The organism is Vibrio sp. YT-15, from assembly GCF_033337445.1.
Classification (GTDB): Bacteria; Pseudomonadota; Gammaproteobacteria; order Enterobacterales; family Vibrionaceae; genus Vibrio; species Vibrio alginolyticus.
The window spans coordinates 216069-241318 of sequence record NZ_JAWOQR010000006.1 but is presented as its reverse complement, the minus strand read 5'-3'; the positions used below and the strand labels follow the sequence as shown (position 1 = coordinate 241318).

Below are 25250 nucleotides of genomic sequence, written 5' to 3'. Positions count from 1 at the left end.
AAATAAAACTAATTCCATTATCATAAAGGAAATCGTTGCATCCGGCACTATAAGACCGCCGTCGTCGATAAAAATTCATTGATAGAGAACACATAATGCATATTTTTGGCAAAATTCTGGGTGCCTTTTTTGGCTTGTTACTTGGCGGGCCGCTAGGTTTACTCTTTGGCTTATTTATTGGCCATCAATTCGATAAAGCACGTCGCTTGAGTCAAGCCGGGTTCTCTACTGGCGGCTTTGGAAAAGGGCCAAGTCAAGCTCAGCGCCAAGAAGAGTTTTTTAAAGCGGCGTTTGCGGTAATGGGACATGTGGCAAAAGCGAAAGGCCAAGTCACCAAAGAGGAAATCCAACTGGCTTCAGCCATGATGGACCGCATGAATTTGCATGGCGAACAGCGTCGCGCAGCGCAAGACGCGTTTCGTGAAGGTAAAGGCAGCGACTTTCCGTTAGAAGATGTTCTTGTTCGTGTGAAAATTTCGACAGCTGGTCGCTTTGACTTGTTGCAATTTTTCTTAGAGCTGCAAATCTCGGCGGCCTTTGCAGATGGCTCGATCCACCCGAGTGAACGAAATGTACTACACAAGATTGCACGTGGTTTGGGTTTCTCTTCTGAGCAATTAGAGCGTCGTTTGCAAATGCAAGAAGCCGCATTTCGTTTCCAAAGCCAGGGCGGTTTTCATGGTCAGCATCAAGGCCAATCTTCTGGTGGTAGCTGGCAACAAGCTTCACAAGCAGATCAACTGGCTGACGCGTACAAAATTCTGGATGTGTCTTCAGATGCCGACAGTAAAACCGTCAAGCGTGCTTATCGTAAATTGATGAACGAGCATCACCCGGACAAATTGATGGCTAAAGGTTTACCACCAGAGATGATGAACGTCGCGAAAGAGAAATCTCAAGAGATTCAAAACGCTTACGATCTTATTAAGAAGGTTAAAGGCTTTAAGTAGTCGGACATTTTCTATCAAACATTTGGATGTAAAAAAGGGCACTCAGTGCCCTTTTTTTTCATGTCTTAGTCTTTGAGTTGCCGGTGTCTTTAGCTTTTGGCCTATTATGTCCCTAATGCTAATTGACCTCACATCCCCCCAGTTTAGTTGGCTTGATTCAAGTCCCAATCGTATTCGTATTTCACTTTGCCAGAGAAGTTTTTGTATTGCGGAGCATACTTTGCGATGTGGTTGAAGACTTGTTTCTCTCCACCAAAGTCCGCTGCAAACCAATCATAAATAGAAGACAGCTGCGCCGTGTTTCCTTGGATAGATACGCCTTTGCTGCTGTTGATAAATGTTTTGGCGGCACTATCCAGTAGAGCTTGCGTGTTGTCAGCAGTGAATGCTTGAGCTTGTAGGTTAGGGCATCCCAAACTTGCACAATTTACGGCGTAATGCGTCCTTGGGTCATTCCAAATTGGACGCAAAATTCGATGTTCAATATCGTTTAAAGTTAGATCCTTCCCATTGACCACGACCACATCGTCTCCCCAAGGACCAAAGCTAAATAAACCACCTAGCTTGGTGATTGATTCGACTGGATAGTTATCCAAAATAAGATCTACCGTGATGGCGTTGTAAAGGTTTACCCAATAGGCATATTGCTCTGCTTGGCTGTATTGTAGAGGGTCTAGTTTTGCCAAACGCTGGATGTATTGTTTCAGCTTGGTTTTATCGACAGAGGAGACTTGGCTATAACGAAACAAGGTATTCTCGCCTTGTTCAACTAAATAAGTATCGAGCAGTTGTTGCCATTCTTGATGAGAAATTTGGGTTTGGTTGGCTTGATTCGATTGTTTCCAATATGGCCATAAGTCGGATTTAGGCGCGGAAAATGTCGAGAAAGAAACCAGAGCACACAACAGCAATAACAGACGCTTCATAGAGATACCTTTGAATGAGATATTGTTGATAGTGTAGACCAGTTTAGTGCTTGTTTTCTTTCAGTAATCAGTGGCCTTTATTCGCCGTCATTCCGAGGAGCATAAGCGATATCAGGAATCTAATACCCACAAACTCTTGAGTAAAGGCAGTATTAATCTGCACAGTGCGCTCTGGCAGTCGATCCTGAATCACACTCCTTCGTCGCTGTTCAGGATGACGAATTTCAACAGAGGCGTTCGGTATTCCGTAAGCAAAGCGATATAAAATCAGTTGTCTAAATAATTAAAAGGGCCGACAATTGCCAGCCCTTGATTTGTGTATGTACTAACGCGTCTTAACGCAAGAAGCTCGGGATATTTGCCTCGTACTCGGCAATCTTATCTTCATGCTGAAGGGTTAGGCCAATGTTGTCCAAACCGTTTAGCAAGCAATGACGACGGAACGAATCGATTTCAAAGCTGTACTCTTTGCCGTTGGCGCGAACCACATTCGCTTCTAGGTCGACCTCGACTTCTGCACCTTCATTCGCCTCAACAAACTGGAAGATTTCATCCACTTCTTGCTCAGTCAAGCGAACTGGTACCATTTGGTTGTTGATCGAGTTGCCGTAAAAAATATCGGCAAAGCTTGGAGCGATCATCGCTTTGATGCCGTAATCCGCTAGTGCCCACGGTGCGTGCTCACGAGATGAGCCACAGCCGAAGTTTTCACGAGCCAGCAAGATAGACGCGCCTTGGTAGCGAGGTGCGTTCATCACGAACTCTGGATTTGGCTGTTCGCCAGCATCGTCTAGGAAGCGCCAGTCATGGAATAGGTGCTTACCAAACCCTAGGCGGGAGACCTTTTGTAGGAACTGCTTTGGAATGATGGCATCAGTATCAACGTTCGCTGCATCTAGAGGAACAACTAAGCCTGTGTGTTGTTTAAAGCCTGACATTGGTTTGCTCCTTAGTCTAGTTCACGAATATCTACAAAGTGACCAGCAATTGCTGCTGCCGCTGCCATCGCAGGGCTCACTAGGTGGGTACGGCCATCACGACCTTGGCGGCCTTCAAAGTTACGGTTTGAAGTAGACGCACAACGTTCATGTGGGCCCAAACGGTCATTGTTCATTGCTAGACACATCGAGCAACCTGGTAGGCGCCACTCAAAGCCCGCTTCTTTAAAGATAACGTCCAAGCCTTCCGCTTCTGCTTGCGCTTTTACTTGCTCAGAGCCAGGAACGATCAGCGCTTGAACGTGAGGCGCGACTTTGCGACCTTTCGCTACTTCAGCGGCTGCGCGCATGTCTTCGATACGTGAGTTAGTACAAGAACCAACGAAGACTTTATCGACGTTGTAATCAGACAATGACTTGCCTGCCTCTAGGCCCATGTAAGCCAATGCTTTTTCTGCCGATGCCTTTTCTACTGGGTCGGCAAAGCTTTCTGGTGCTGGGATAGGTTGATCTACCGCGATCACTTGGCCTGGGTTAGTACCCCAAGTGACTTGTGGTTTAATGTCTGCTGCGTTTAGCGTCACGACTGCATCAAACTGAGCATCATCGTCAGTTTTTAATGTCTTCCAGTATTCTACTGCTGCATCAAAGTCGGCACCTTGAGGTGAGAATTTACGGCCTTTGATGTATTCGAACGTGGTTTCATCTGGCGCAATCAAACCGGCTTTCGCACCTAGCTCTATCGCCATGTTACATACGGTCATGCGGCCTTCCATTGAAAGGTCAGTGATCGCTTCACCACAGAATTCAACCACGTAGCCTGTACCGCCAGCTGCTGTAGTTTCACCGATGATTGCTAGCACGATATCTTTCGCCGTGATACCCGGAGCCACTTTGCCTTTTACTTCGATCTTCATCGTTTTGGCGCGCGCTTGTTTTAGCGTTTGAGTTGCTAATACGTGCTCAACTTCTGATGTACCAATACCAAAAGCGAGAGAGCCGAATGCACCGTGTGTAGCCGTGTGCGAGTCACCACAAACAATGGTCATGCCCGGTAGGGTAATACCAAGCTCTGGGCCCATAACATGCACAATACCTTGGTATTTATGGTTGATGTCGTAAAGCGTAACGCCAAACTCTTCACAGTTTTTCGATAGCGTTTCCATCTGGATACGAGCCATCTCACCCGATGCGTTGATGTCTTTGGTGGTTGTCGAAACGTTGTGGTCCATGGTGGCAAAAGTTTTGCTGACCTGACGCACTTTACGACCTTTTTCACGCAAGCCGTCAAATGCTTGCGGAGACGTCACTTCGTGTACCAAGTGACGGTCGATGTACAAGATTGGGTTTTCCCCTTCTGCTGCGACGGCAACGTGTGCGTCGTAGACTTTTTCGTATAATGTTTTGCCCATTGTTTGCTTCCTTTCCTCATCGCCGTTGCCGCAATAACTGCGTTAGCGACACCCGTTTATCCAGTTATTTAGCTTATTTAGCGAACTAAACGCCTTAATATAAATGGGCTTGCTGCCTTGCTATTGCACCAATGACTTAGAGGAAAGCCATTGGTTGACCGAGGATTTAGTATTTATTATGAATCTGTTTTGTATTAAGAGTTTAAGACGTACTCAGCGATCTTATCGCCCATCTCAGACGTCGAAAGTGCTGGGTTGTCACCAGCAAGGTCACCCGTTAGTTCCCCCGCTGATAGCGCTTTTGAAACTGCCGTTTCGATGTCTTGTGCCGCCGTTTCCTCACCTAGGCTATAACGTAGCATCAGTGCCGCAGACAGGATTTGTGCCACAGGGTTAGCGATGTTCTTACCTGCGATATCTGGTGCACTGCCACCTGCTGGCTCGTACAGACCGAATTTGCTTTCGTTTAGACTTGCTGATGGCAACATACCCATAGAGCCTGTGATCATCGCACATTCATCAGAAATGATGTCGCCGAAGATGTTTGAACACAGCATTACGTCGAACTGAGCAGGGTCTTTGATAAGCTGCATAGTCGCGTTATCAATGTACATGTGTGACAACTCGACATCTGGGTAGTCTTTTGCGATTTCTTCGACTACTTCACGCCATAAGATAGAGCTTTGTAGAACGTTCGCTTTGTCGATAGAGCACACTTTCTTGCGACGTAGACGAGCAGACTCAAAAGCGATTTTTGCAATACGTTCGATCTCAAAGCTGTGGTACACCTCAGTATCAAATGCTTTTTCTGTTGCGCCTTCACCTTCACGGCCTTTCGGTTGGCCGAAGTAGATGCCGCCCGTCAGTTCACGGACTACCACGATGTCAAAGCCGCGACCCGAGATGTCTGCACGTAGCGGTGAGAAAGCTTCAAGACCTGAGTGAATTTGCGCTGGGCGTAGGTTACAAAATAGTTGGAAGTGTTTACGTAGCGGCAGTAGGGCACCGCGTTCAGGTTGGTCATTTGGTGGTAAGTGCTCCCACTTAGGGCCGCCAACCGAGCCGAATAGGACTGCATCAGACTCTTCACATGCTTTTATTGTGCTCTCTGGAAGTGGGCAACCGTGATTGTCGATCGCGATACCACCGACATCATGCTCGTCACGCTCAAACGCAATACCATGTTTCTTTTCGATTGCATCCAATACTTTATGTGCCTGCGCCATTACTTCCGGGCCAATGCCGTCACCGGGTAGGACGGCAATTTTGTACGATTTGTCTGTCATATTAATCCTTTAAGTTTTCTAATTTTGAGCTTAATTATTTCAACGAGCGTGTTCTTTCCTGAGCCGTGTAGCCCGGTTGTTATTACACAGTCGCAATCTTTTTCTGCTTCATTTCTTCGATTTTATCTGCACGATGAATGCTGTTAATAACGTGCAATAATGCTTGGCCGGAAGCCTCAACGATGTCGGTGGAAACACCCGTACCGTGGTATTTGCGACCTTTGTAGTTGGCAATGATGTCTGCTTGACCCAAACCATCTTCACCTTCACCTTTCGCGGTTAGGTCGAATTTATCCAGAACGATGTCGTAGCCTGTCACGCGGTAGATACATTGGTATAGCGCATCAACTGGGCCATTACCGACCGCTGCTTCACACATTTCTTCATCACCGCATTGCATTTTGATGCTGGTGGTAGCCATTACGCTGCCAGACTGCACGCTTAGGTAGCTCAATTTGTAGAAGTCATCTTCTTCACGCAAGTTCGAGAAGTGCATTAGGGCTTCTAGGTCGTAATCGAACACTTGGCCTTTGCGATCAGCAAGTTTCAAGAAATCCGCATACAGCGCGTCTAGGTTGTACTCGTCTTCGTTGTAACCCATGGTATCCATATGGCTCTTCACGGCAGCGCGACCGCTGCGGCTGGTTAGGTTCAGAGCTTGGTTTTTTAGGCCAATAGACTCAGGGGTCATGATTTCGTAGGTATTCTTATTCTTCAACATGCCATCTTGGTGGATGCCTGAAGAGTGGCTAAACGCATTTGCACCCACAATTGCTTTGTTGCTTTGAATAGGCATATTGCATAGCTGGCTAACCAACTTACTGGTGCGGTGAATTTCATCATGCTTAATGCCAGTGTGAACGCCCAAAAACTCTTGACGAGTCTTGATGATCATTGCGATCTCTTCAAGTGAACAGTTACCCGCTCGCTCTCCAATGCCATTGATCGTGCCTTCTATCTGACGTGCGCCAGCTTGAACGGCGGCAATAGAGTTGGCAACTGACATCCCCAAATCGTCGTGACAGTGAACGGAGATGATCGCTTTATCAATGTTCGGAACGCGGTTAAATAGGGTTTCAATAATCCCACCAAACTCACTTGGTACGGTGTAGCCAACGGTATCTGGAATGTTGATTGTACTCGCACCTGCATTGATGGCGGCTTCTACCATGCGACATAGGTTGTCGATTGGAGTACGACCAGCATCTTCACAAGAAAACTCGACATCATCAGTGTAGTTACGTGCATGTTTAACGGCGTTGACTGCCATTTCTAGTACATCGTCGTAGCTGCGGCGTAGTTTGTCTTCTACGTGAATGGTGGAAGTGGCTAAAAACGTGTGAATACGGAATTGGTCAGCCACTTTTAAGGCTTCAGCGGCAGCATCAATGTCTTTCGCAACGGCACGCGAAAGGGCACAAACTCGACTGTTTTTTATGTTTTTTGCGATGGTTTGTACAGACTCGAAATCACCTGGTGAAGAGATTGGGAAGCCAGCTTCGATAACATCAACGCCGAGTCTTTCCAGCGCATAGGCAATCTGCAGTTTTTCTTTAACCGTCAAGCTTGCTGACAACGCTTGCTCGCCATCACGCAATGTGGTGTCGAATATAATGACCTGATCGTTCATGTTTGCTTCCTTCCTGATTTCTGCACTTTCGCGCAAGTGAATCGTTTACTTCCAGTATTTAGATATAAAAAAACCCGCATTCTCATGCGGGTTCTTAGAAATTGGTGTGGTTATTTTTCTTCCACAGCCTACCCGCGCGAACTGGTCACGATCAGGAGGAGGCTAAGCAGGATAGAAAAATGAGCTGACATAGTTGTTAAGCTTTCCACATAATTAAGTTAACAAATTAGTACCGCACTCCATGAAGCGCGTCAACCCTAAAGTCGATTTTTTATTCATATCGGATGAGTCTTTTCGTTTGCTTGAAAAAAATGATGCACTAAGTGAAACGACATGATGCGATAGAAACGTGCTAGAAGAAGTAAGTTCTCATCAAGTTTGCGACGTTTCATTACCAAAACAAGCATCGGGATTGCGACTTGTCACACAAAGGTCCGAATTGTTTGGCAAAAGTTTTGAATGACCATTTATAGTAGTGCAGTTGCACTAGGTAAAAGAAATAAGGGTTAGGGAAAGAATGAGGTTAACAAAACAATTTGGACGTTCAGCCATAGTATTTACTCTGGTCAGCTTGTCGGGTTGTCAGCTGTTTCAATCGCAGACCTATGTGGAAGTGGCTTCCCCCGTTGTTATGAATGATCACTCGCAGAGCGTCATGGTTATCAATGATCAAATGGATCGATTTTTGAGTTATGAGGGACGCGAATCGTTCTTGAATCAGATGCTTGTTGCCCTTGAGTCTGACAGCCGAAATAAGTTTAAAGGTAAAGATCCGGAAACGTATTCTTGGTGGAAGATCCGCGTTCAACCTAGTGAGAAACAGCAAGCGGAAGTTTTCCGACCAACCACTGAAGGTGTCGATACTTCAAACCCAGTAGAGTTTATGGATGTTTCTTACCGCTCTAAGACCACATTAAACCTACGCTCTAAACCGAGTCTTGAAGGGGCAAAGCTTGGCGTATTATCGAAAGGGGAAGTCTTTAATGTGCTAGCAAAAGTGGTTGATCAACCTTGGTTTCTCGTTGAACAGAAAGGAGTGATAAAAGGTTATGTCCATAAGGATTATGCGCGCAGCAATGTGATAAATCGTGACATTTTATCTACTCAGCCTAACCCTCTACTAGAGCCTAAATCGAGTAAAACGGAGCAAACGAGTATAGAGCATGAACTGTCGGGAAACTATACTTGCCGCTCACTGAGCTATGAGCTTACAAAAGATGGCGACATGACGACGGGCTCTTTGCGCGCCTGCCGCAAGAAGAGAAAAGTCTGGTATATAGACACCCCTCAACCGCAACCAGCAAACCCTTCTTAATGTTCTATTTTTATGGTTATGCCCAATAGATAAATTGTTGGGCACACCTTAATTTGGCCTTTGTCATTAATTGTCCAAATTCCCGTCATGCTGTTGTCACCTAAACCTCCTACTTTTCACACAAAGGCGTTGTCAAAGTAAGGAAAGGTCACATGCGAACCATAGAGACAATTACACAGCCAATTGCAACCATTGCTAAGTTTGATTTAGCGCTCTCTAGTGTTTGTCTTAAGCACCGTTTTAATCAACAAGTCGCCAATATCAGCAAAGGAGTCTCCCACAGTGGTGACGGGCATCTTTACTTGGTGTTGGGTTTATTAGCTTGGTATTTAGATAAGGAGCAAGGAGTCTGGTTTTTACTGGCGGGTTTACTTGCTTTTGCTATCGAGCTACCAATTTATTGGACGCTGAAAAATAGTTTTAAGCGTCGTCGCCCTGAAGAGCTTAGTGCACTCCTTCCTGCTTTTATTACTCCCTCCGATCGCTACAGTCTTCCTTCAGGACACACTGCCGCTGCGTTTGTCATGGCGACGCTGATTGACCATTTCTATCCGAGCCTAGGCGTTGCTGCATTCTTTTGGGCAAGTTTAATCGGAACCGCGCGAATCTTATTGGGTGTGCACTTTTTTACCGATGTCATCATTGGTGCACTGCTTGGCAGTCTTTGTGGTGGATTAGCGATTGCGATGTTAGGAGGCTAATTGATGAAAATCTTGTACGGTGTTCAAGGGACAGGAAACGGACATATTGCACGCGCAAGGGCGATGAGTCATGCGTTTAAAGAGCACAATGTTGAGGTCAACTTTTTGTTTTCTGGGCGAGCGCCGGAAAAATACTTTTCAATGGAAGCATTTGGCGATTACCAGACTCGCCGAGGCTTCACCTTTATTACCGAAAAAGGCTCTGTAAACTACGCGAAAACAGCATTGAATAACAATTTGGTGCAGTTTTTCAAAGAAGTTAAGCAACTCGATCTGTCGTCCTACGATCTTATCATTAATGATTTCGAACCTGTGACTGCGTGGGCAGCGAGACAACAAAATAAGCCTTCTATTGGTATTAGCCACCAAAATGCTTTCCGTTATCCGGTGCCACTAAAGGGAGCAAGTTGGTTAGATAAATCCGTCATTGAATACTTTGCGCCTTCTCAACATCACCTTGGTTTGCATTGGCATCATTTTGATCAACCTTTGTTACCACCAATAGTGCATACCGTCGATAGCCAAGCAGAAAACGACGACTTCGTGTTGGTGTATCTGCCGTTCGAATCGATAGAAGATATCTCGGACTTATTGTTCCACTTTAATCAACAAGCGTTTATCTGTTATCACCCGGATGTGATCGAATGTGAGCAGGTAGAAAACATAGAACTGCGCCCTTTATGCCACAGCAACTTCCAGCATCATTTGCATCGCTGTAGTGGTGTCATTGCTAATGGTGGGTTTGAGCTTCCTTCAGAAGCCTTGTCTTTGGGGAAAAAATTGTTACTAAAGCCACTCGCGGGTCAATTCGAGCAGCAGAGCAATGTTGCGACCTTAGAAGATTTAGGGCTTGCGATGTCGATGGAGAGCTTAGACATTTCCGCAGTACGCCAGTGGCTAAAGGAGCAACAAGCCGAAAGTGTGAAATACCCAGATGTTGCTCAGGCTATTGTTCATTGGGTACTGCAAGGTGCATGGGATTCAAAAGCAGAGTTATCCAGACAACTGTGGGAGCAGGTTGATTTTCCAAGTTACGTGTCGAACATTTAAGTACGTTGTTCAGTACACTGTTCCTTCCATTTTTGACACGATTTTGTTGCAGCCTTTCTGTTTAGAAGGCTGCATTTTTATTCTTCCTCTCTCATTTCTATTCAGTGTGTATTTGCTGATAATTTGACTGATAAGTGCAAAATTCAATCAGAGATATAGCTGTCATCTGTTGTTCTTATTCCAACTAATAACTGAGCTAAATGCATGCTTGTGTTGACCGCCTGTCCTATCAATTTGCTAAATACGTCCTCAAAGAATGCATTTTTACGTGTTTTATAGTTTTTTATGTTTTTATCAAGTCTTTGTTATTTAATAAATAAATACCTAATTGGCTAAAATTTACTGATTAAATATCAATCTAGTTGCGAAACCGCAATCGATTAGTTGATAGTACAGTTCGAGCCGGAAGTATCCGGACGATAAATATAATAAAAAGTTAGGTTATCTATTCGTAAAATGATTCGAATCCAGCCGCCGTCTTTTGTGCGAGATGGGATTCTATTCGTTATGAATTTAATGAACAAAGTTGACGATTACAAAAGAGGCGCACTCAATGTTAGAGAAGAAAGACGCGATGAGCGCAATTGCTAGCTACCGTATGGAAAGCACTTTGCGTGGTGTAGATTTAAACCTACTGACTGTATTTGATGCTGTAATGCAAGAGCAAAATATTACTCGTGCAGCACATAACCTAGGCATGTCTCAACCGGCGGTAAGTAACGCCGTGGCACGCTTAAAAGTGATGTTTAACGACGAGCTATTCATGCGCCAAGGCCGTGGTATTCAGCCTACGCAACGAGCACGTCAACTGTTTGGTCCTATTCGCCAAGCACTGCAGCTGATTCGCAATGAACTTCCTAGCTCCGTATTCCAGCCAGAATCTTCGACTCGCTTATTCAAGCTTGCGATTTGCAGCCCTTGCGACATGCGTTTTGCTCCGAAGATCATGGCAAAAGTGAATCAACAAGCACCAAACGTTCAGCTTCACCTAGATGCAGAATTTGACCGTTTGTTGTCTGAGCGTATGCGCTACCAAGAAATTGATTTCGTGATCGACTACGCTCGTTTTGATGAGCAAGGTTTCTCAAGTACTGAAATCTTCAAAGATGAATTAGTGGTTATCGCATCAAAAACACACCCACGCATTCAAGGTGGTGTGACGGCTGAGCAACTGCTTAACGAAAAGCATGCGAAGTTATCGAAAGTGCATGGCCAACGTAGTTTCTCAGAGCAAGCGTACCGTGAACTGGATTGCCAAGCGGCGTATGAAGGTTCTAGTTTAAGCAACCTACTATACGTGGTGGGTCAATCTGAGCTTGTGACTATTGCACCACGTTGGATGGCGGAAAATGCGGTAAACAGCGATCAACTGCAAATTCTTGATTTCCCATTTGCGAACAAAGAAATCAGCGGCTTCTTAAGCTGGCATGAATCAAGCGAAAAAGATAAAGGCCACATTTGGCTGCGCGATCAACTGATGATCACTTGTGGTGAAGTCGTTGCCGCAAAATAAGATGACGTTTGGTCTTCTCGATTAGACCATATTGGTAATCATCAATTTTTACAATTCATTGGTCCCCGAGCGATTTTTGTCTCTCGGGGCTTTTTGTTTTCGTAATCAACAATCGAAACAGTAAGTTAAATAGAGTAATCATTCAGCAATTTGAGTTACGTTACGCGACGTATAAGTGATAGTTGTCTCTTATTAGTGATAAGTTTGATACTGGTCAGTTGCGTTTTAGCAAGCCGTGAGTACACTTGTTCGCTCAATTAGCTTACGCCTGTAAGCCAAAAGGTAAGTAAAAGAATGGCCAAGTTAGATTTTCATATCGTTAAACGTATTCGTGAACAAATTGCGAACGGTGGTACACGCGTTGCACTCAAGCATAAAGTGGGTGAGGAGTGGCAAGGTATTACGTGGACGCAATTTGGTCAGCAAGTTGATGCTTTATCACTTGCACTTTTGGCTCAGGGATTAGGAGTCCAAGATAAGATCGGCATTTTCTCGAACAACATGCCGCAATGGACGATCGCTGATATCGCAGCACTGCAATTACGCAGCGTGACAGTACCTATTTACCCAACCAATACTGCCGCTCAGTCGGCGTACATCATTAACAATGCAGACGTCAAAGTTCTGTTTGTTGGTGAACAGCCTCAATTTGATGCAGCCGTGAGCATTTTCGACCAGTGCGAACAGTTAGAGCTCATTGTTGCGATGTCTGATGATATAGAACTTGGCGATCATGATTTCGTTATCTCTTGGCAAGCATTTGTTGCCAAAGGCGACACTACATATCAAGTTGAATTGGACGCGCGTTTAGATCAGGCAAAAGAAGATGATCTACTCACGCTGATCTACACCTCGGGTACAACAGGCCAGCCAAAAGGCGTTATGTTGGACTACGCAAACATTGCGGCGCAATTGGAAGGGCACGATCAGCGCTTGAGCCTTTCTCAAAGTGACGTGTCATTATGTTTCCTTCCGTTGTCACACGTATTTGAGCGCGCTTGGACCTTTTATGTATTGTACAAAGGGGCGACCAACTGCTATTTGCAAGACACCATGCAAGTACGTGATGCACTGAGCCAGGTGCGACCTACCGTGATGTGTGCCGTACCGCGTTTCTATGAGAAGATCTTCTCTGCGATTCATGAGAAAGTGTCTCGCGCGCCGATTCACCGTAAGATCATGTTTACTTGGGCAGTCAACATGGGCGCAAAAATGGCCGCTTGTCATCAAGAAAAACGTCAGCCATCGCTCTTGCTGCGTAAGTCATACGCTTTGGCGGATAAGTTGGTTCTGAGCAAACTGCGTGCGCTACTTGGCGGGCAAATCAACTTTATGCCTTGTGGTGGTGCAAAGCTGGATGAAACCATCGGTCGATTCTTGCATGCGATTGGTATCAACGTTAAGTTGGGCTACGGCATGACTGAAACCACGGCGACAGTATCGTGTTGGGATGATAAATGTTTTAACCCCGACTCTATTGGTATGTCGATGCCTGGCGCACAGGTTAAGATCGGCGAAAACAACGAGATTCTGGTTCGTGGTCCAATGGTGATGCGTGGCTATTACAAAATGCCAGAAGAGACGGAAAAGACCTTTGATGAGCACGGTTTCCTAAAAACGGGCGACGCTGGTTACATTGATGAAAATGGCAACTTGTTCATCACCGATCGTATCAAAGAGTTGATGAAAACTTCAGGTGGTAAATACATCGCTCCACAAATGATTGAAGGTGCGATTGGTAAAGACCACTTCATCGAGCAAATCGCAGTCATTGCGGATACTCGTAAGTTTGTTTCTGCGCTTATCGTGCCTTGTTATGACTCGCTAGAAGAGTACGCGAAAGAGCTGAATATTAAATATCACGATCGCGTTGAGTTGATTAAGCACCACCAGGTGGTCGAAATGCTTGAGAAGCGTGTGAACGATCTTCAAAAAGAGTTGGCAAAGTTTGAACAAGTGAAGAAGTTTAAATTGTTACCAAGAGCTTTCTCTATGGATGATGGTGAGTTAACGCCAACTCAAAAACTTCGTCGTAAAGTCATCAATGACAAATACCAAGATGAAATTGAAGAAATGTATAAGGAAAAGTCGGATAAAAAGTAACTTAAGCTGACTTAGATTTTATATTGATGAAAAAATCCCCAGTGATGTGATCGCGCATTGCTGGGGATTTTTGTTTGTATTGATTTTTTCTGTTCTGCTCGTCAAATAATGCTATTTCGCACCCTATAGCTAAAAGCTTATGAAATAATGTTCTTTTTTTGAGCGTTAACTTTTTAGGTTGTACTGTGAAATAGGAGATGTGTGGCTGCTATTCCTACTAACATTCTAATTACTAGTATCTTGTTTAAAAAGTAGATCAATCTCTCATTAGACCCTTTGATAATAAAACGTTACATTTGTTGGGTAACCTTGCGGGATGTTATGACGAACGCAAGACATAGCCGAAAACGTGGAAGTATTTCGATTAGGCTACGAATAAGACCTAGACTATGTAAAACCAGACCAATCCGTTGACCTTACGGTGAGGAAACTGGCTAAGGAGAGCAATTATGACAGCAATGTTGTCAGGCGCAGAGATGGTGGTTCAATCTCTGATAGAAGAGCACGTAGAGCAGATCTTTGGCTACCCAGGTGGCTCTGTTTTGGATATCTACGATGCACTGCATGCCAAAACCGATCAAATCAAACACGTACTTGTAAGGCATGAGCAAGCCGCCACTCATATGGCAGATGGTTACGCTCGAGCTACCGGTAAACCGGGTGTCGTACTTGTGTGCTCGGGGCCGGGCGCGACCAATACCATTACGGGTATTGCAACAGCGTATATGGACTCTATCCCAATGATCGTTATCTCGGGTAACGTACCGAATAGCCTAATTGGTAATGATGCTTTCCAAGAGTGTGACATCGTCGGTGTCTCCCGCCCAGTGGTCAAACACAGCTTTTTAGTAAAAAAAGCGGAAGATATTCCTGAAACAATCAAAAAAGCGTTTTATATCGCGACTACAGGTCGACCTGGTCCAGTTGTGATTGATTTGCCAAAAGATGTAATGAACCCGCAAATCAAACTGCCTTATCAATATCCAGAAACGCTTTCAATGCGCTCTTACAAGCCGACAACTTCGGGCCATAAAGGCCAGATTAAAAAAGCGCTTAAATCGCTATTAGAGGCGAAAAAACCAGTGCTTTATATCGGTGGTGGTGCGGTGATTTCTGGCGCCCATGAACATATTTTAGAGCTTTCCGACAAACTGAACCTACCCGTTGTGAGTACTTTGATGGGCTTGGGGGCATTCCCGGGTACACATAAAAACTCACTGGGCATGTTGGGTATGCACGGCACTTACGAAGCTAATATGGCAATGCATGAAGCCGATCTTATTTTTGGTATCGGTGTGCGTTTTGATGACCGTACAACCAACAACCTTGAAAAGTACTGCCCAAACGCAAAAGTGATGCATATTGATATCGACCCGTCATCGATCTCGAAAAACGTGAAAGTGGATTTGCCGATCGTAGGTTCTGCGGAAAAAGTGCTGACAACCATGCTCGGGCTGCTTGCAGAGCAAGGTAGTGGAAATGATAAAGATGCTATCACCGTATGGTGGGATGACATTCAAGTATGGCGTGACCGCAACTGCTTGTCTTATGAAACGTCTCCAGAACGAATCAAGCCACAGCAAGTAATTGAAACGCTGCACAAGCTAACTAATGGCGACGCGTATGTGGCGTCTGATGTGGGCCAGCATCAGATGTTTGCGGCACTGTACTACCCATTCAATAAGCCGCGCCGTTGGATAAACTCTGGTGGTCTTGGCACCATGGGATTTGGTCTTCCGGCTGGCATGGGCGTGAAGTTTGCCATGCCACAAGAAGAGGTCGTGGTTGTGACTGGTGACGGCAGTATTCAGATGAATATTCAAGAATTGTCGACAGCCATGCAATACGACATTCCAGTGAAGATCATCAACCTGAACAACCGATTCTTAGGCATGGTAAAACAGTGGCAAGACATTATTTATCAAGGCCGTCACTCTAATTCTTACATGAGTTCTGTTCCTGACTTTGCAGCGATTGCAGAAGCTTATGGTCACGTCGGTATTCGTATCGAAACGCCTGATCAGCTCGAAGAAGGGCTACAAAAAGCGTTGGATATGAAAGATCGTCTGGTGTTTGTGGACATCAACGTAGACGAAACCGAACACGTATACCCGATGCAAATCAAAGGTGAGGGTATGGATAAAATGTGGCTAAGCAAAACGGAGAGAACTTAATATGAGACACATTATTTCATTGCTATTGGAAAACCAACCGGGTGCGTTGTCTCGTGTTGTTGGTTTGTTCTCTCAACGTGGTTACAACATTGAATCTTTGACGGTATCACCGACTGATGATGAAACCTTGTCGCGAATGAACATTACCACGACATCTGATGAGATGCAGTTGGAACAAATTCAGAAGCAGTTACACAAATTGATCGATGTGCTGAAAGTACAAGAAGTCACCGAGTATGAGCACATTGAGCGTGAACTGATGATGGTGAAAGTGAAAGCCAGTGGTTTTGCGCGAGCAGAAGTGAAGCGGACGGCAGACATCTTTCGTGGCCAGATCGTGGATGTCACGGCTTCCCAATACACCGTACAACTTGCGGGTACGAGTGAAAAGCTAGATGCCTTCATTCAAGCGATATCCGAAGTGACCGAAGTTGTCGAAGTTGCTCGTAGTGGTGTCGTTGGCATTGCGCGAGGAGAGCGAGCCCTCAAACCTTAACTCTCTGATTGCATATAGAAAAGCCACTTAATCTAAGTGGCTTTTTTGTTTAGAAAATAACAATTAATGATATAATTGTCGTTTTAGTAAGCATGATAGGCATTAGACGTGTGAAAGTACCTAAGCGAGTCGGCACCTTATTGGCGACAGCACTATTTTTTAGTGCACTCACTGCCGCTTACTACTATCAGAAATATCTGACGTTGTTAGAAAACAATGTTGAGAACACCGCTCAAGAAGCGTTACATCAATTGGCCTATACTGGCCGTGAATACAGCAATATTCAGGATCAAATCGAAACGATCAGTGACCTACTTGGTCACAGCCAAAGTCTGTATGAATATCTGCGCCAACCTAACCGGGTGAACCGTTCCATCTTAGAAGACATGTGGATCTCGGTCGCAATCAATCAAAAGTTGTATAAGCAAATTCGCTTTCTTGATGTTTCTGGTCGAGAAAAAGTGAGGATTAATTATGAGATTGAAACAGGCGCTGCGTTGCCCGCGATCAAATTGCAAAATAAGTCAGAGCGAGATTACTTTCAATTCGCTAAGAACTTAGACGATGGCGAAATCGCTTCGTGGGGGATAGGTTTAGAACGAGAGTATGGCGAGTTAGTCTATCCCTATAGCCCGTCACTGCGTATTTTGATGCCTATTTCGCTTAACGGAAAGCGCGAAGGGTATCTTGTGCTTAATGTTGATATTGACTATTTATCCTCTCGACTCAACTATTCGTCAGTGCTTGATTTCCATATTGAGCTGATTAAGAGTGACGGATTTTACATTGATAGCCCTAAATCAGCTCGTTTGTATGGCCATATAATTCCCGCTCGCTCTCAATTTAATTTTGGCCGGATGTACCCAAACATTTGGCGTAGTTTAAATTCAAAAGATTCGGGCTATGCTTACAATGGTTCGAATTTGGTCGCGTATCGCACCATCCAGTTTGTTTCTAGCGAACCTCTTCATCTGGTTATTGATCTTACCAATGAGCAGTTATTATCCCGAGCTCAGAGGGATATTGATGACTTAATCCAAGAAGCGTTTTTTGTTCTAAGTTTGGTGCTCGGCTTCACTTTGCCGACGGCAGCCCTTGCTCTGCATTATCGGCGTCATAGTATGGAATCGAAGTTGGCTCGAGCTGCTCTTGATGGTATGACTGCGGTGATGATCTCGGATGCTTCACATAGAATCATCATGGTTAATCAAGAGTTTGAAAACATGATGGGTTACTCAACCAAGCATGCCCAAGGTTGGAGTGCACATCATTTAATTTTTCTACCTGAAGATCTCGAAGCAAACCTGAGTATCTGGAAAACACTGAAGAGTGAACACGTATGGGAAGGGGAGATTCGTTGTCGAACTAAGTTTAATCAAGTCTTTACTGCAATAATGCGTATTCAGGCGAATTTAACCAAATCAGGTAAAGTGAGTTATTACATTACGTCGCTGGTGGATATCTCTGGGCAAAAAGAGTTAGAAGAAAAATTACGAAACCTAAGCGAAAAAGATGGCTTGACGGGGTTGTGGAACCGCCGAAAATTTGAAGAGCAATTGGCGCAATATGCGGGGATTATTGAACGCTATCCTGATAGCCCTCCTGCTTGTTTGGCGTTGTTTGATATTGACCACTTTAAACGTATTAATGACGAGCTTGGCCACGACGAAGGAGACAAGGTGATTTGTAGTGTCGCAGAAACCCTCCTAGAAGAAGTCCGCAGCACAGACTTTGTATCTCGTGTCGGTGGTGAGGAATTTGCAGTGATTATGCCGCATACAACACTAGAAGAGGCTGAAATTGTATTGAACAGGCTACGTGTCGCGGTTCAAATGCGTAGTGATAGAGGCATTACTGTAAGTGCTGGGTATAGTGATTTAACCTCTGATCGTACAAGAACGTATAAATGTGCTGATATTGCTTTGTATGAGTCAAAAAGTGCAGGGCGTAACTGCGTATCGCTATGTCATAGTTATGATGATATTGCTTAGTGCTTTTACAAAAACGAAAAAACGGGGATAGACCCCCGCTTTTTAGTCTCAGCGTTATTCGCTAGCCAGTATGCGACATTGGTTGTCGATGGCGGCTTCGATACACTGTATTGACTGTCTCAAATAACGCTCTAGATAACCTAAAGCATCCTGACTCTTTTTGTCTAGCGATGCCTTCATCAGTATTTCTTGCTCATCGAGATTACAGTGCCCAGGGTTCCCTGTGCCTAAAATCTGCATCGCGAAGTATTGGTAGCGTTTAATTTGCGTGAGTAGATCGCGGAAAAACCCAAACATATTGACAGAGCCAGCACCTTCAAACAGCGCAGTAAGAAACTGATTTTGGCGCTCTTCCCATTCCCTCCAACAAAAGCTTTCGCCAGGTTTTACTCGGGATAACTTGTGATAAGCAGTTAGTACATCCAGTTCCCATTTTTCATCGCCAATCATAATTGCCTTACTGAGTAAGCATGCGGAGACCATTTGCAGGCTTTCGTACAAGTCATGTAACTCATCTTTACATACAGGTGCAACCCAGCAGCCTTTTTGCGGCTCGAGTTTGACGTATTTGCTCCAAGATAATTGCACCAATGCTTCTCGAATGGGTGACGCTCCTACGTTGTACTTCTCTTTGAGTTCGGCAACCACGAGTTTTTGACCTGGTTTAAGCTCGCCATCGAGAATATCCTGACGGATCATTCTTAATACTTTGTCGGTAAGAGTGGGACTAGACACATACACCTCATAGAAACTTTAATCGTGACGATAAAATTAAACAGTACGAAATTCTGATAGAGGTGAATAATACAATTAGCCTATTATGAGAGCAAGAAAGCCATATAAAAAAGGAGGGCATAAGCCCTCCTTCTCAAGAAACTGAAGTGTTAAAAGTTCAGTCTTATAGTACGTGTACAGAAGCTGTGTTCGTAGTACCTGAAGCAACTAGAGCGCCAGAAACCATAACAACGATATCGCCTTTGTTACCTAGACCTGATTCTAGAGCAAGTTCTTTACCCGCTACGTAGAATGCGTCAGTGCTTTCGATTGAATCAACAACTACAGGAGTAACACCTTTAGTTAGAACTAGCTGTGCAGCAGTTTTCTTGTTAGTTGTTAGCGCTAGAATGTTTGCAGTTGGGAAGTACTTACGTACTGAACGTGCAGACTTACCGCCTTCAGTTGCAACAACGATAAGTGGAGCTGCTAGTTTCTCAGCTGTGTCTACAGCGCCTTTACATACTGCTTCAGTGATGCGAAGACGTGGGCTGTCTAGACGAGAACCTAGTTCAGCTTTTAGCGCTGAGTCAGTACGGTTCGCGATTTGAGCCATGATAGTTACCGCTTCAACAGGGTATTTACCTTTCGCCGTTTCACCAGAAAGCATTACTGCGTCAGTACCGTCCATTACCGCGTTAGCAACGTCGCCTGCTTCCGCACGAGTAGGACGTGGGTTGTTGATCATAGAATCAAGCATTTGAGTTGCTGTGATAACCATCTTACGTGCACGGTTACATTTCTCGATCATCATTTTCTGAGCGAAGATTACTTCTTCAGCTGGGATTTCAACACCTAGGTCACCACGTGCAACCATAATGCCGTCAGAAAGCTCTAGGATCTCGTCGAAGTTATCAACACCTTCTTGGTTTTCGATCTTAGAGATGATGTGGATGTTCTCGCCGCCGTTTGCAGCAAGTACTTCACGGATTTCTTGAACGTCAGACGCTTTACGGATGAAAGAAGCTGCTACGAAGTCAACGCCTTGCTCACAACCAAATTTAAGGTCGCTCTTATCTTTTTCAGATAGTGCAGGTAGGTTTACAGAAACGCCAGGAAGGTTAACACCTTTGTTTTCGCCTAGTGCACCGTTGTTAAGAACTTTACATTTAACTTCAGTTTCAGTCTTAGAGATAACTTCCATCTCGATTAGACCGTCGTCTACTAGGATAGTGTTACCTACGTTTAGGTCTGCTGCGAAACCAGCGTAAGTTACTGCAACTTTATCTTTGTTACCTACAACTGAAGTGTCAGTTGTGAAAGTGAATTCTTGACCTGCTACTAGATCAACATCGTTACCGCCTTCTAGCTTGATAGTGCGGATTTCTGGACCTTTAGTATCTAGAAGAATTGCTAGTGGTTTGCCAGTAGCTTCCATTACTTTACGGAAGTTCGCGATACGAGTGCCGTGTTCTTCGTAGTCACCGTGAGAGAAGTTAAGGCGCATTACGTTCATGCCTGCGTTAACTAGTTCAGTTAGCTTCTCTACAGATTCTGTTTTAGGGCCAATCGTACATACGATTTTGGTCTTTTTCATGGAAGATACTCTCCGGTAAGTATAGTTACAATTTGAAAGTCGGTTATTTACTCTGAAGTTAGGACGTTTTTGATGACATTTAGTACCTGTCACCCACCGATTTTTCGTCTCATTATTAGAACTTCAGATTCTGAAAGTCTTTCACCAAGTTTAGTCATTTTATGACTAAAAGATCGGCGATTTTGGTTACCTTTTTGTGACTAATCCCACTTTATATGCAGAAAGTTGCAAAAAAATAGCCTTCAATTCTGTAATTTTTTTTCTTTTCGGTGGCGAATTCTACCACTGAATGAATCCAATATCACTGTTTAAGAATTGTCTTAGGACAAGGTTTTATCGAGAAATATTAATTTTTTGGATCGAAATAAATGGACTTAAAAGTTTCGGTTTGACTATAATAAGTTTCACATCGAAACTTAAAATCAAAACTTAAATGTCGAAACGAAATACTCAATTAAGAAGACACGCCATTTCTAACTTGGTTTCTGAACTAGGAGAAGTCAGCGTTGATGAACTTGCTCAGAAATTCGAAACCTCAGAGGTCACGATTAGAAAGGATTTAGCTTCTTTAGAGAAAAACGGCCAACTTCTACGCCGCTATGGCGGTGCGATTGCTATCCCAAAGGAAGTCATTCACGAAGAATTGGGCGCTAATGTTTCGACTCGAAAGTTAAGCTTAGCAAAAGCAGCTGCATCATTGATTCGCGATCATAATCGCATCGTGATCGACAGTGGCAGCACGACTGCCGCGCTGATTCAACAGTTGAATGACAAACGTGGCTTAGTGGTCATGACCAACTCGTTGCATGTTGCTAACGCCCTAAATGAATTAGAGAGCGAACCGACACTGCTGATGACTGGTGGTACTTGGGATACGCACTCAGAGTCCTTTCAAGGCAAAGTGGCCGAATCTGTATTACGAGCTTACGACTTTGACCAACTATTCATCGGTGCGGATGGCATCGATCTCGAGCGTGGAACCACCACATTTAATGAGTTGGTTGGCTTAAGTAAGGTAATGGCAGAAGCGTCACGTGAAGTGATCGTAATGATCGAGTCCGAAAAAATCGGCCGTAAGATCCCAAACTTAGAGCTCGCTTGGCATCAAGTTGATGTGTTGGTGACCGATGCAGATATCCAAGCAGAGCATAAAGTACAGATTGAACAACATGGCGTGAAAGTCATTTGCGCCTAATAATGTAATCAGTTTCATATTTTACTTCCCTCTGGATAAAGGCCTTTGCTTGCTGCCTCTATTTGAAATCATGGCTAGGGAAGAACAAAACTACAAACGGAGATAAACACATGTGTGGAATCGTAGGTGCAGTAGCACAACGAGATGTTGCAGAAATTTTGGTTGAAGGTCTACGCCGCTTAGAGTACCGCGGTTACGACTCTGCTGGCGTTGCGGTTGTTGATGGCGAATCAAACCTAACGCGCGTTCGTCGCTTGGGTAAAGTACAAGAATTGGCTGATGCAGTAGAAGAAGCAAAAGTGATCGGCGGAACTGGTATTGCGCACACTCGTTGGGCGACGCACGGTGAACCTTCTGAAATCAACGCTCACCCACACATGTCTGGTGATATCGCAGTGGTCCATAACGGCATCATCGAAAACCATGAAGAGCTGCGTGAGCTGCTTCAATCTCGTGGCTACGTGTTTGAATCGCAAACGGATACAGAAGTTATCGCACATATGGTTGAGTGGGAACTTCGTACTTCAGAAACGCTATTAGAAGCGGTACAAAAAACAGCAAAACAACTTGAAGGCGCATACGGCACGGTAGCGTTGGATCGCAAAGATCCTTCACGCATCGTAGTAGCGCGTTCAGGCAGCCCGATCGTGATCGGTTTTGGTGTGGGTGAAAACTTCCTAGCGTCTGACCAACTTGCATTACTTAACGTTACGCGCCGTTTCATGTACCTAGAAGAAGGGGACGTAGCAGAAATCACTCGCCGTGAAGTCACTGTGTTTGATGCAACGGGTGAGCCAATTGAGCGTGAAATTGTTGAATCTAATGCAGAGCATGATGCAGGTGATAAAGGTCAATACCGTCACTTCATGCAAAAAGAAATCTATGAGCAACCTAAAGCGTTGATCAACACAATGGAAGGTCGTATCACGTCAGATTCTGTTGTGACAGACGCGATCGGTGTGCACGCGGCAGACATTCTAAGCAAAGTAGAACACGTACAAATCGTGGCGTGTGGTACGTCTTACAACGCAGGTATGACGGCACGTTACTGGTTTGAAGACATTGCAGGTGTTAGCTGTGATGTAGAAATTGCGTCTGAATTCCGTTACCGCAAGTTTGTGACTCGTCCAAACAGCCTATTGATCACGTTGTCTCAGTCTGGTGAAACCGCTGATACGCTAGCAGCACTTCGCCTAGCAAAAGAGAAAGGTTACATGGCGGCGATGACCATTTGTAACGTAGCAGGCTCTTCTCTGGTTCGTGAATCAGATTTTGCGTTCATGACTCGCGCTGGTGTTGAAATCGGTGTGGCTTCAACCAAAGCGTTCACGACTCAACTTTCTGCACTACTTATGTTGGTAACGGCACTGGGTAAAGAGCAAGGTCGCATCAGCAAAGAGAAAGAAAAAGAGATTGTTGAAGCGCTACACGCACTTCCTAAGCAAATCAACGCGGCACTTTCTTTCGAGAAAGAAATTGAAGCACTAGCAACGGATTTTGCAGACAAGCACCACACATTGTTCCTAGGCCGTGGCGAGTTCTACCCAATCGCGATGGAAGCGTCTCTAAAACTGAAAGAGATCTCGTACATCCACGCAGAAGCGTACGCGGCGGGTGAACTGAAACACGGTCCTCTGGCCCTAATTGATGCTGACATGCCAGTTGTTGTGGTTGCACCAAGCAACGACCTACTTGAAAAGCTAAAATCAAACGTTGAAGAAGTGCGTGCGCGTGGCGGCCTTCTATACGTATTCGCAGATGCAGACGCAGGCTTCGAAGGCGATGAAACAATGAAGATCATCACGATGCCTCACGTTAGTGAAATCACGGCGGCGATCTACTACACCATCCCAATGCAGTTACTGTCTTACTACGTAGCACTGATCAAAGGTACGGACGTAGACCAACCACGTAACCTAGCGAAAGCGGTAACGGTTGAGTAATTACGCTTAACAGCAAAAATCCAAGCGGCACATGCGAGAGTATGTGCCGCTTTTTTTATTTAAACCCACTTTAAGGTTTGTGAGTTATTGACCCAACTGGTGAGCGGTTAGAATTGCAGAGTAGACATTTTCTGCCGTCACTGGGAATGGCATATTGTGGATGGTTTCTCCCTCGGCCGTTGAGGCTTCGGCGACCTCGCGCAACTTAGTGTGGTTAAGCTCTTTAACGCCCATATCAAATAAGTTGGTTGGTAGACCTACAGAGCGGCAGAATGCAAGAACCGTATTAATCTCTTCCATCGCTGCGTTTTCTAGTACCAGCTGAACTAGTGTGCCGAACGCGACTTTCTCACCATGATAGAGATGATGACACTCTTCAAGCTTAGTTAGGCCGTTATGAATAGCGTGAGCACCCGCTAGACCACTGCTTTCAAAACCGATACCGCTTAGGTATGTATTGGCTTCAATAATGTTTTCTACCGCTTTGGTGCTCACACCATTTTCTACCGCAGCTTTTGCTTTTACACCATCTTCAAGCAAGGTTTCATAGCAAAGTTTCGCAAGCGCTTGTGCTGAACGCGTCGCTAACCCACCAGCCATTGTTGCCTTACCAGAAGTCATGTTGGCACGAGCTTCAAAGTAGGTGGAAAGCGCGTCGCCCATCCCCGATACAAGTAAGCGAACAGGGGCTTTGGCGATGACTGACGTATCCATGATGACCATGTCTGGGTTTTTAGGGATCATCAAATATTCTGCAAATTCACCTTCAGGTGTGTATATCACCGCAAGCGCTGAGGTTGGTGCATCTGTCGAGGCAATCGTAGGAACCACCACGACAGGAATTTTTGTGTAAAACGCAACAGCCTTTGCTGTATCTAACGTTTTACCACCACCAATACCGACAATGACATCGTGTTTCTGAGTGGCACAAATGTCCGTGATGCGTTCAATCTCAACGCGCGAACATTCGCCACCAAAAATGTTCATAGTGAGTGGAAGCTTTTCGTCAGCAAAGCTTTGCTTGACGTCATCACCAACCAGGTTAGTCACGAACTCATCGGCAATTACTAACGGACGTTCACCTAATGTTTTCACATAGTGAGCGATAGATGTAAGTACTTGTTCACCTTGGACGTATTTGCTTGGGCTGATAATAATTTTGTCCATAATTCAAACCTTTAACCTTTTTTATGTGTGTTTTGGACTGCAATGAATATCCATTGTAGGGATAAGGTTTATATTAGGTTTGGTGTGGTAAGTGGTGAAGGATATCTCTGGTTTTGTTCCATGCTTTTATGACCTCTGTGTCAAACCGA

General features: G+C 44.8%; 19 protein-coding genes. 11 read left to right on the top strand and 8 right to left on the bottom strand.

From position 1 onward, the window contains the following. The first annotated feature begins 95 nt into the window (after positions 1-95). The gene (djlA, locus tag R7D93_RS13995) at positions 96-950 is read left to right on the top strand and encodes a co-chaperone DjlA (RefSeq protein ID WP_005379675.1); all 855 of its coding nucleotides are present in this window, start codon (positions 96-98) and stop codon (positions 948-950) included. Between the two features lie 143 nt (positions 951-1093). Here the strand turns inward: djlA and R7D93_RS13990 are convergent, their stop codons facing one another. From R7D93_RS13990 to leuA, 5 genes are all read right to left on the bottom strand, one after another. Next, the gene (locus tag R7D93_RS13990; protein ID WP_213968490.1) at positions 1094-1876 is read right to left on the bottom strand and encodes a DUF547 domain-containing protein; all 783 of its coding nucleotides are present in this window, start codon (positions 1874-1876) and stop codon (positions 1094-1096) included. A 335-nt stretch (positions 1877-2211) separates the two neighbouring features. Continuing rightward, positions 2212-2814 carry a 3-isopropylmalate dehydratase small subunit gene (leuD, locus tag R7D93_RS13985; RefSeq protein WP_005379679.1) on the bottom strand — a complete coding sequence of 201 codons (603 nt, stop codon included), beginning with the start codon at positions 2812-2814 and terminating at the stop codon, positions 2212-2214. Positions 2815-2825: 11 nt separating this feature from the next. After that, positions 2826-4226: a 3-isopropylmalate dehydratase large subunit gene (leuC, locus tag R7D93_RS13980; RefSeq protein WP_005379681.1), complete on the bottom strand. Its 1401-nt coding sequence runs from the start codon at positions 4224-4226 to the stop codon at positions 2826-2828. A 194-nt stretch (positions 4227-4420) separates the two neighbouring features. Further along, the gene (leuB, locus tag R7D93_RS13975; RefSeq protein WP_225496772.1) at positions 4421-5512 is read right to left on the bottom strand and encodes a 3-isopropylmalate dehydrogenase; all 1092 of its coding nucleotides are present in this window, start codon (positions 5510-5512) and stop codon (positions 4421-4423) included. Positions 5513-5594: 82 nt separating this feature from the next. Next, positions 5595-7142: a 2-isopropylmalate synthase gene (gene leuA / locus R7D93_RS13970; protein WP_005379685.1), complete on the bottom strand. Its 1548-nt coding sequence runs from the start codon at positions 7140-7142 to the stop codon at positions 5595-5597. A 517-nt stretch (positions 7143-7659) separates the two neighbouring features. On the opposite strand from leuA, the gene R7D93_RS13965 reads away from it, so the two are divergent. From R7D93_RS13965 to R7D93_RS13930, 8 genes are all read left to right on the top strand, one after another. Continuing rightward, entirely contained in the window at positions 7660-8457 is a 798-nt protein-coding gene (locus tag R7D93_RS13965; protein WP_047101941.1) for an SH3 domain-containing protein, read from the top strand. Between the two features lie 152 nt (positions 8458-8609). Beyond that, positions 8610-9158 (top strand): phosphatase PAP2 family protein, encoded by a 549-nt coding sequence (locus tag R7D93_RS13960; protein ID WP_005379690.1) that lies wholly within the window; start codon positions 8610-8612, stop codon positions 9156-9158. A gap of 3 nt (positions 9159-9161) precedes the next feature. After that, positions 9162-10208, top strand: a complete 1047-nt coding sequence (locus tag R7D93_RS13955; RefSeq protein ID WP_054576647.1) for an MJ1255/VC2487 family glycosyltransferase — start codon at positions 9162-9164, stop codon at positions 10206-10208. Positions 10209-10761: 553 nt separating this feature from the next. Then, on the top strand, positions 10762-11721 hold the full coding sequence (calR, locus tag R7D93_RS13950; RefSeq protein ID WP_005379693.1) for a LysR family transcriptional regulator CalR: 960 nt from the start codon (positions 10762-10764) through the stop codon (positions 11719-11721). A gap of 294 nt (positions 11722-12015) precedes the next feature. Then, entirely contained in the window at positions 12016-13824 is a 1809-nt protein-coding gene (locus R7D93_RS13945) for an AMP-dependent synthetase/ligase (RefSeq protein WP_213903654.1), read from the top strand. Positions 13825-14273: 449 nt separating this feature from the next. Continuing rightward, the gene (locus tag R7D93_RS13940) at positions 14274-15998 is read left to right on the top strand and encodes an acetolactate synthase 3 large subunit (RefSeq protein ID WP_213970546.1); all 1725 of its coding nucleotides are present in this window, start codon (positions 14274-14276) and stop codon (positions 15996-15998) included. 1 nt (position 15999) lies between these two features. Further along, a complete protein-coding gene (gene ilvN / locus R7D93_RS13935; RefSeq protein WP_005379697.1) occupies positions 16000-16494 on the top strand; it encodes an acetolactate synthase small subunit in 495 nt (164 codons plus the stop codon). 110 nt (positions 16495-16604) lie between these two features. Continuing rightward, a complete protein-coding gene (locus R7D93_RS13930; RefSeq protein ID WP_206953635.1) occupies positions 16605-18485 on the top strand; it encodes a GGDEF domain-containing protein in 1881 nt (626 codons plus the stop codon). Between the two features lie 54 nt (positions 18486-18539). On the opposite strand, the gene R7D93_RS13925 is transcribed toward R7D93_RS13930, so the two are convergent. Further along, complete coding sequence (locus tag R7D93_RS13925; RefSeq protein WP_080659233.1) at positions 18540-19226, bottom strand: GntR family transcriptional regulator; 687 nt, start codon at positions 19224-19226, stop codon at positions 18540-18542. Positions 19227-19383: 157 nt separating this feature from the next. Continuing rightward, positions 19384-20796 carry a pyruvate kinase PykF gene (pykF, locus tag R7D93_RS13920; RefSeq protein ID WP_225496774.1) on the bottom strand — a complete coding sequence of 471 codons (1413 nt, stop codon included), beginning with the start codon at positions 20794-20796 and terminating at the stop codon, positions 19384-19386. 433 nt (positions 20797-21229) lie between these two features. On the opposite strand from pykF, the gene R7D93_RS13915 reads away from it, so the two are divergent. Together R7D93_RS13915 and glmS are read left to right on the top strand one after the other, a co-directional pair. Beyond that, positions 21230-21991 carry a DeoR/GlpR family DNA-binding transcription regulator gene (locus R7D93_RS13915; protein ID WP_005379701.1) on the top strand — a complete coding sequence of 254 codons (762 nt, stop codon included), beginning with the start codon at positions 21230-21232 and terminating at the stop codon, positions 21989-21991. A 110-nt stretch (positions 21992-22101) separates the two neighbouring features. Then, a complete protein-coding gene (gene glmS, locus R7D93_RS13910; protein WP_213970545.1) occupies positions 22102-23934 on the top strand; it encodes a glutamine--fructose-6-phosphate transaminase (isomerizing) in 1833 nt (610 codons plus the stop codon). Positions 23935-24018: 84 nt separating this feature from the next. On the opposite strand, the gene R7D93_RS13905 is transcribed toward glmS, so the two are convergent. Then, a complete protein-coding gene (locus R7D93_RS13905; RefSeq protein ID WP_171344397.1) occupies positions 24019-25101 on the bottom strand; it encodes a glycerol dehydrogenase in 1083 nt (360 codons plus the stop codon). Between the last annotated feature and the right edge of the window lie 149 nt (positions 25102-25250).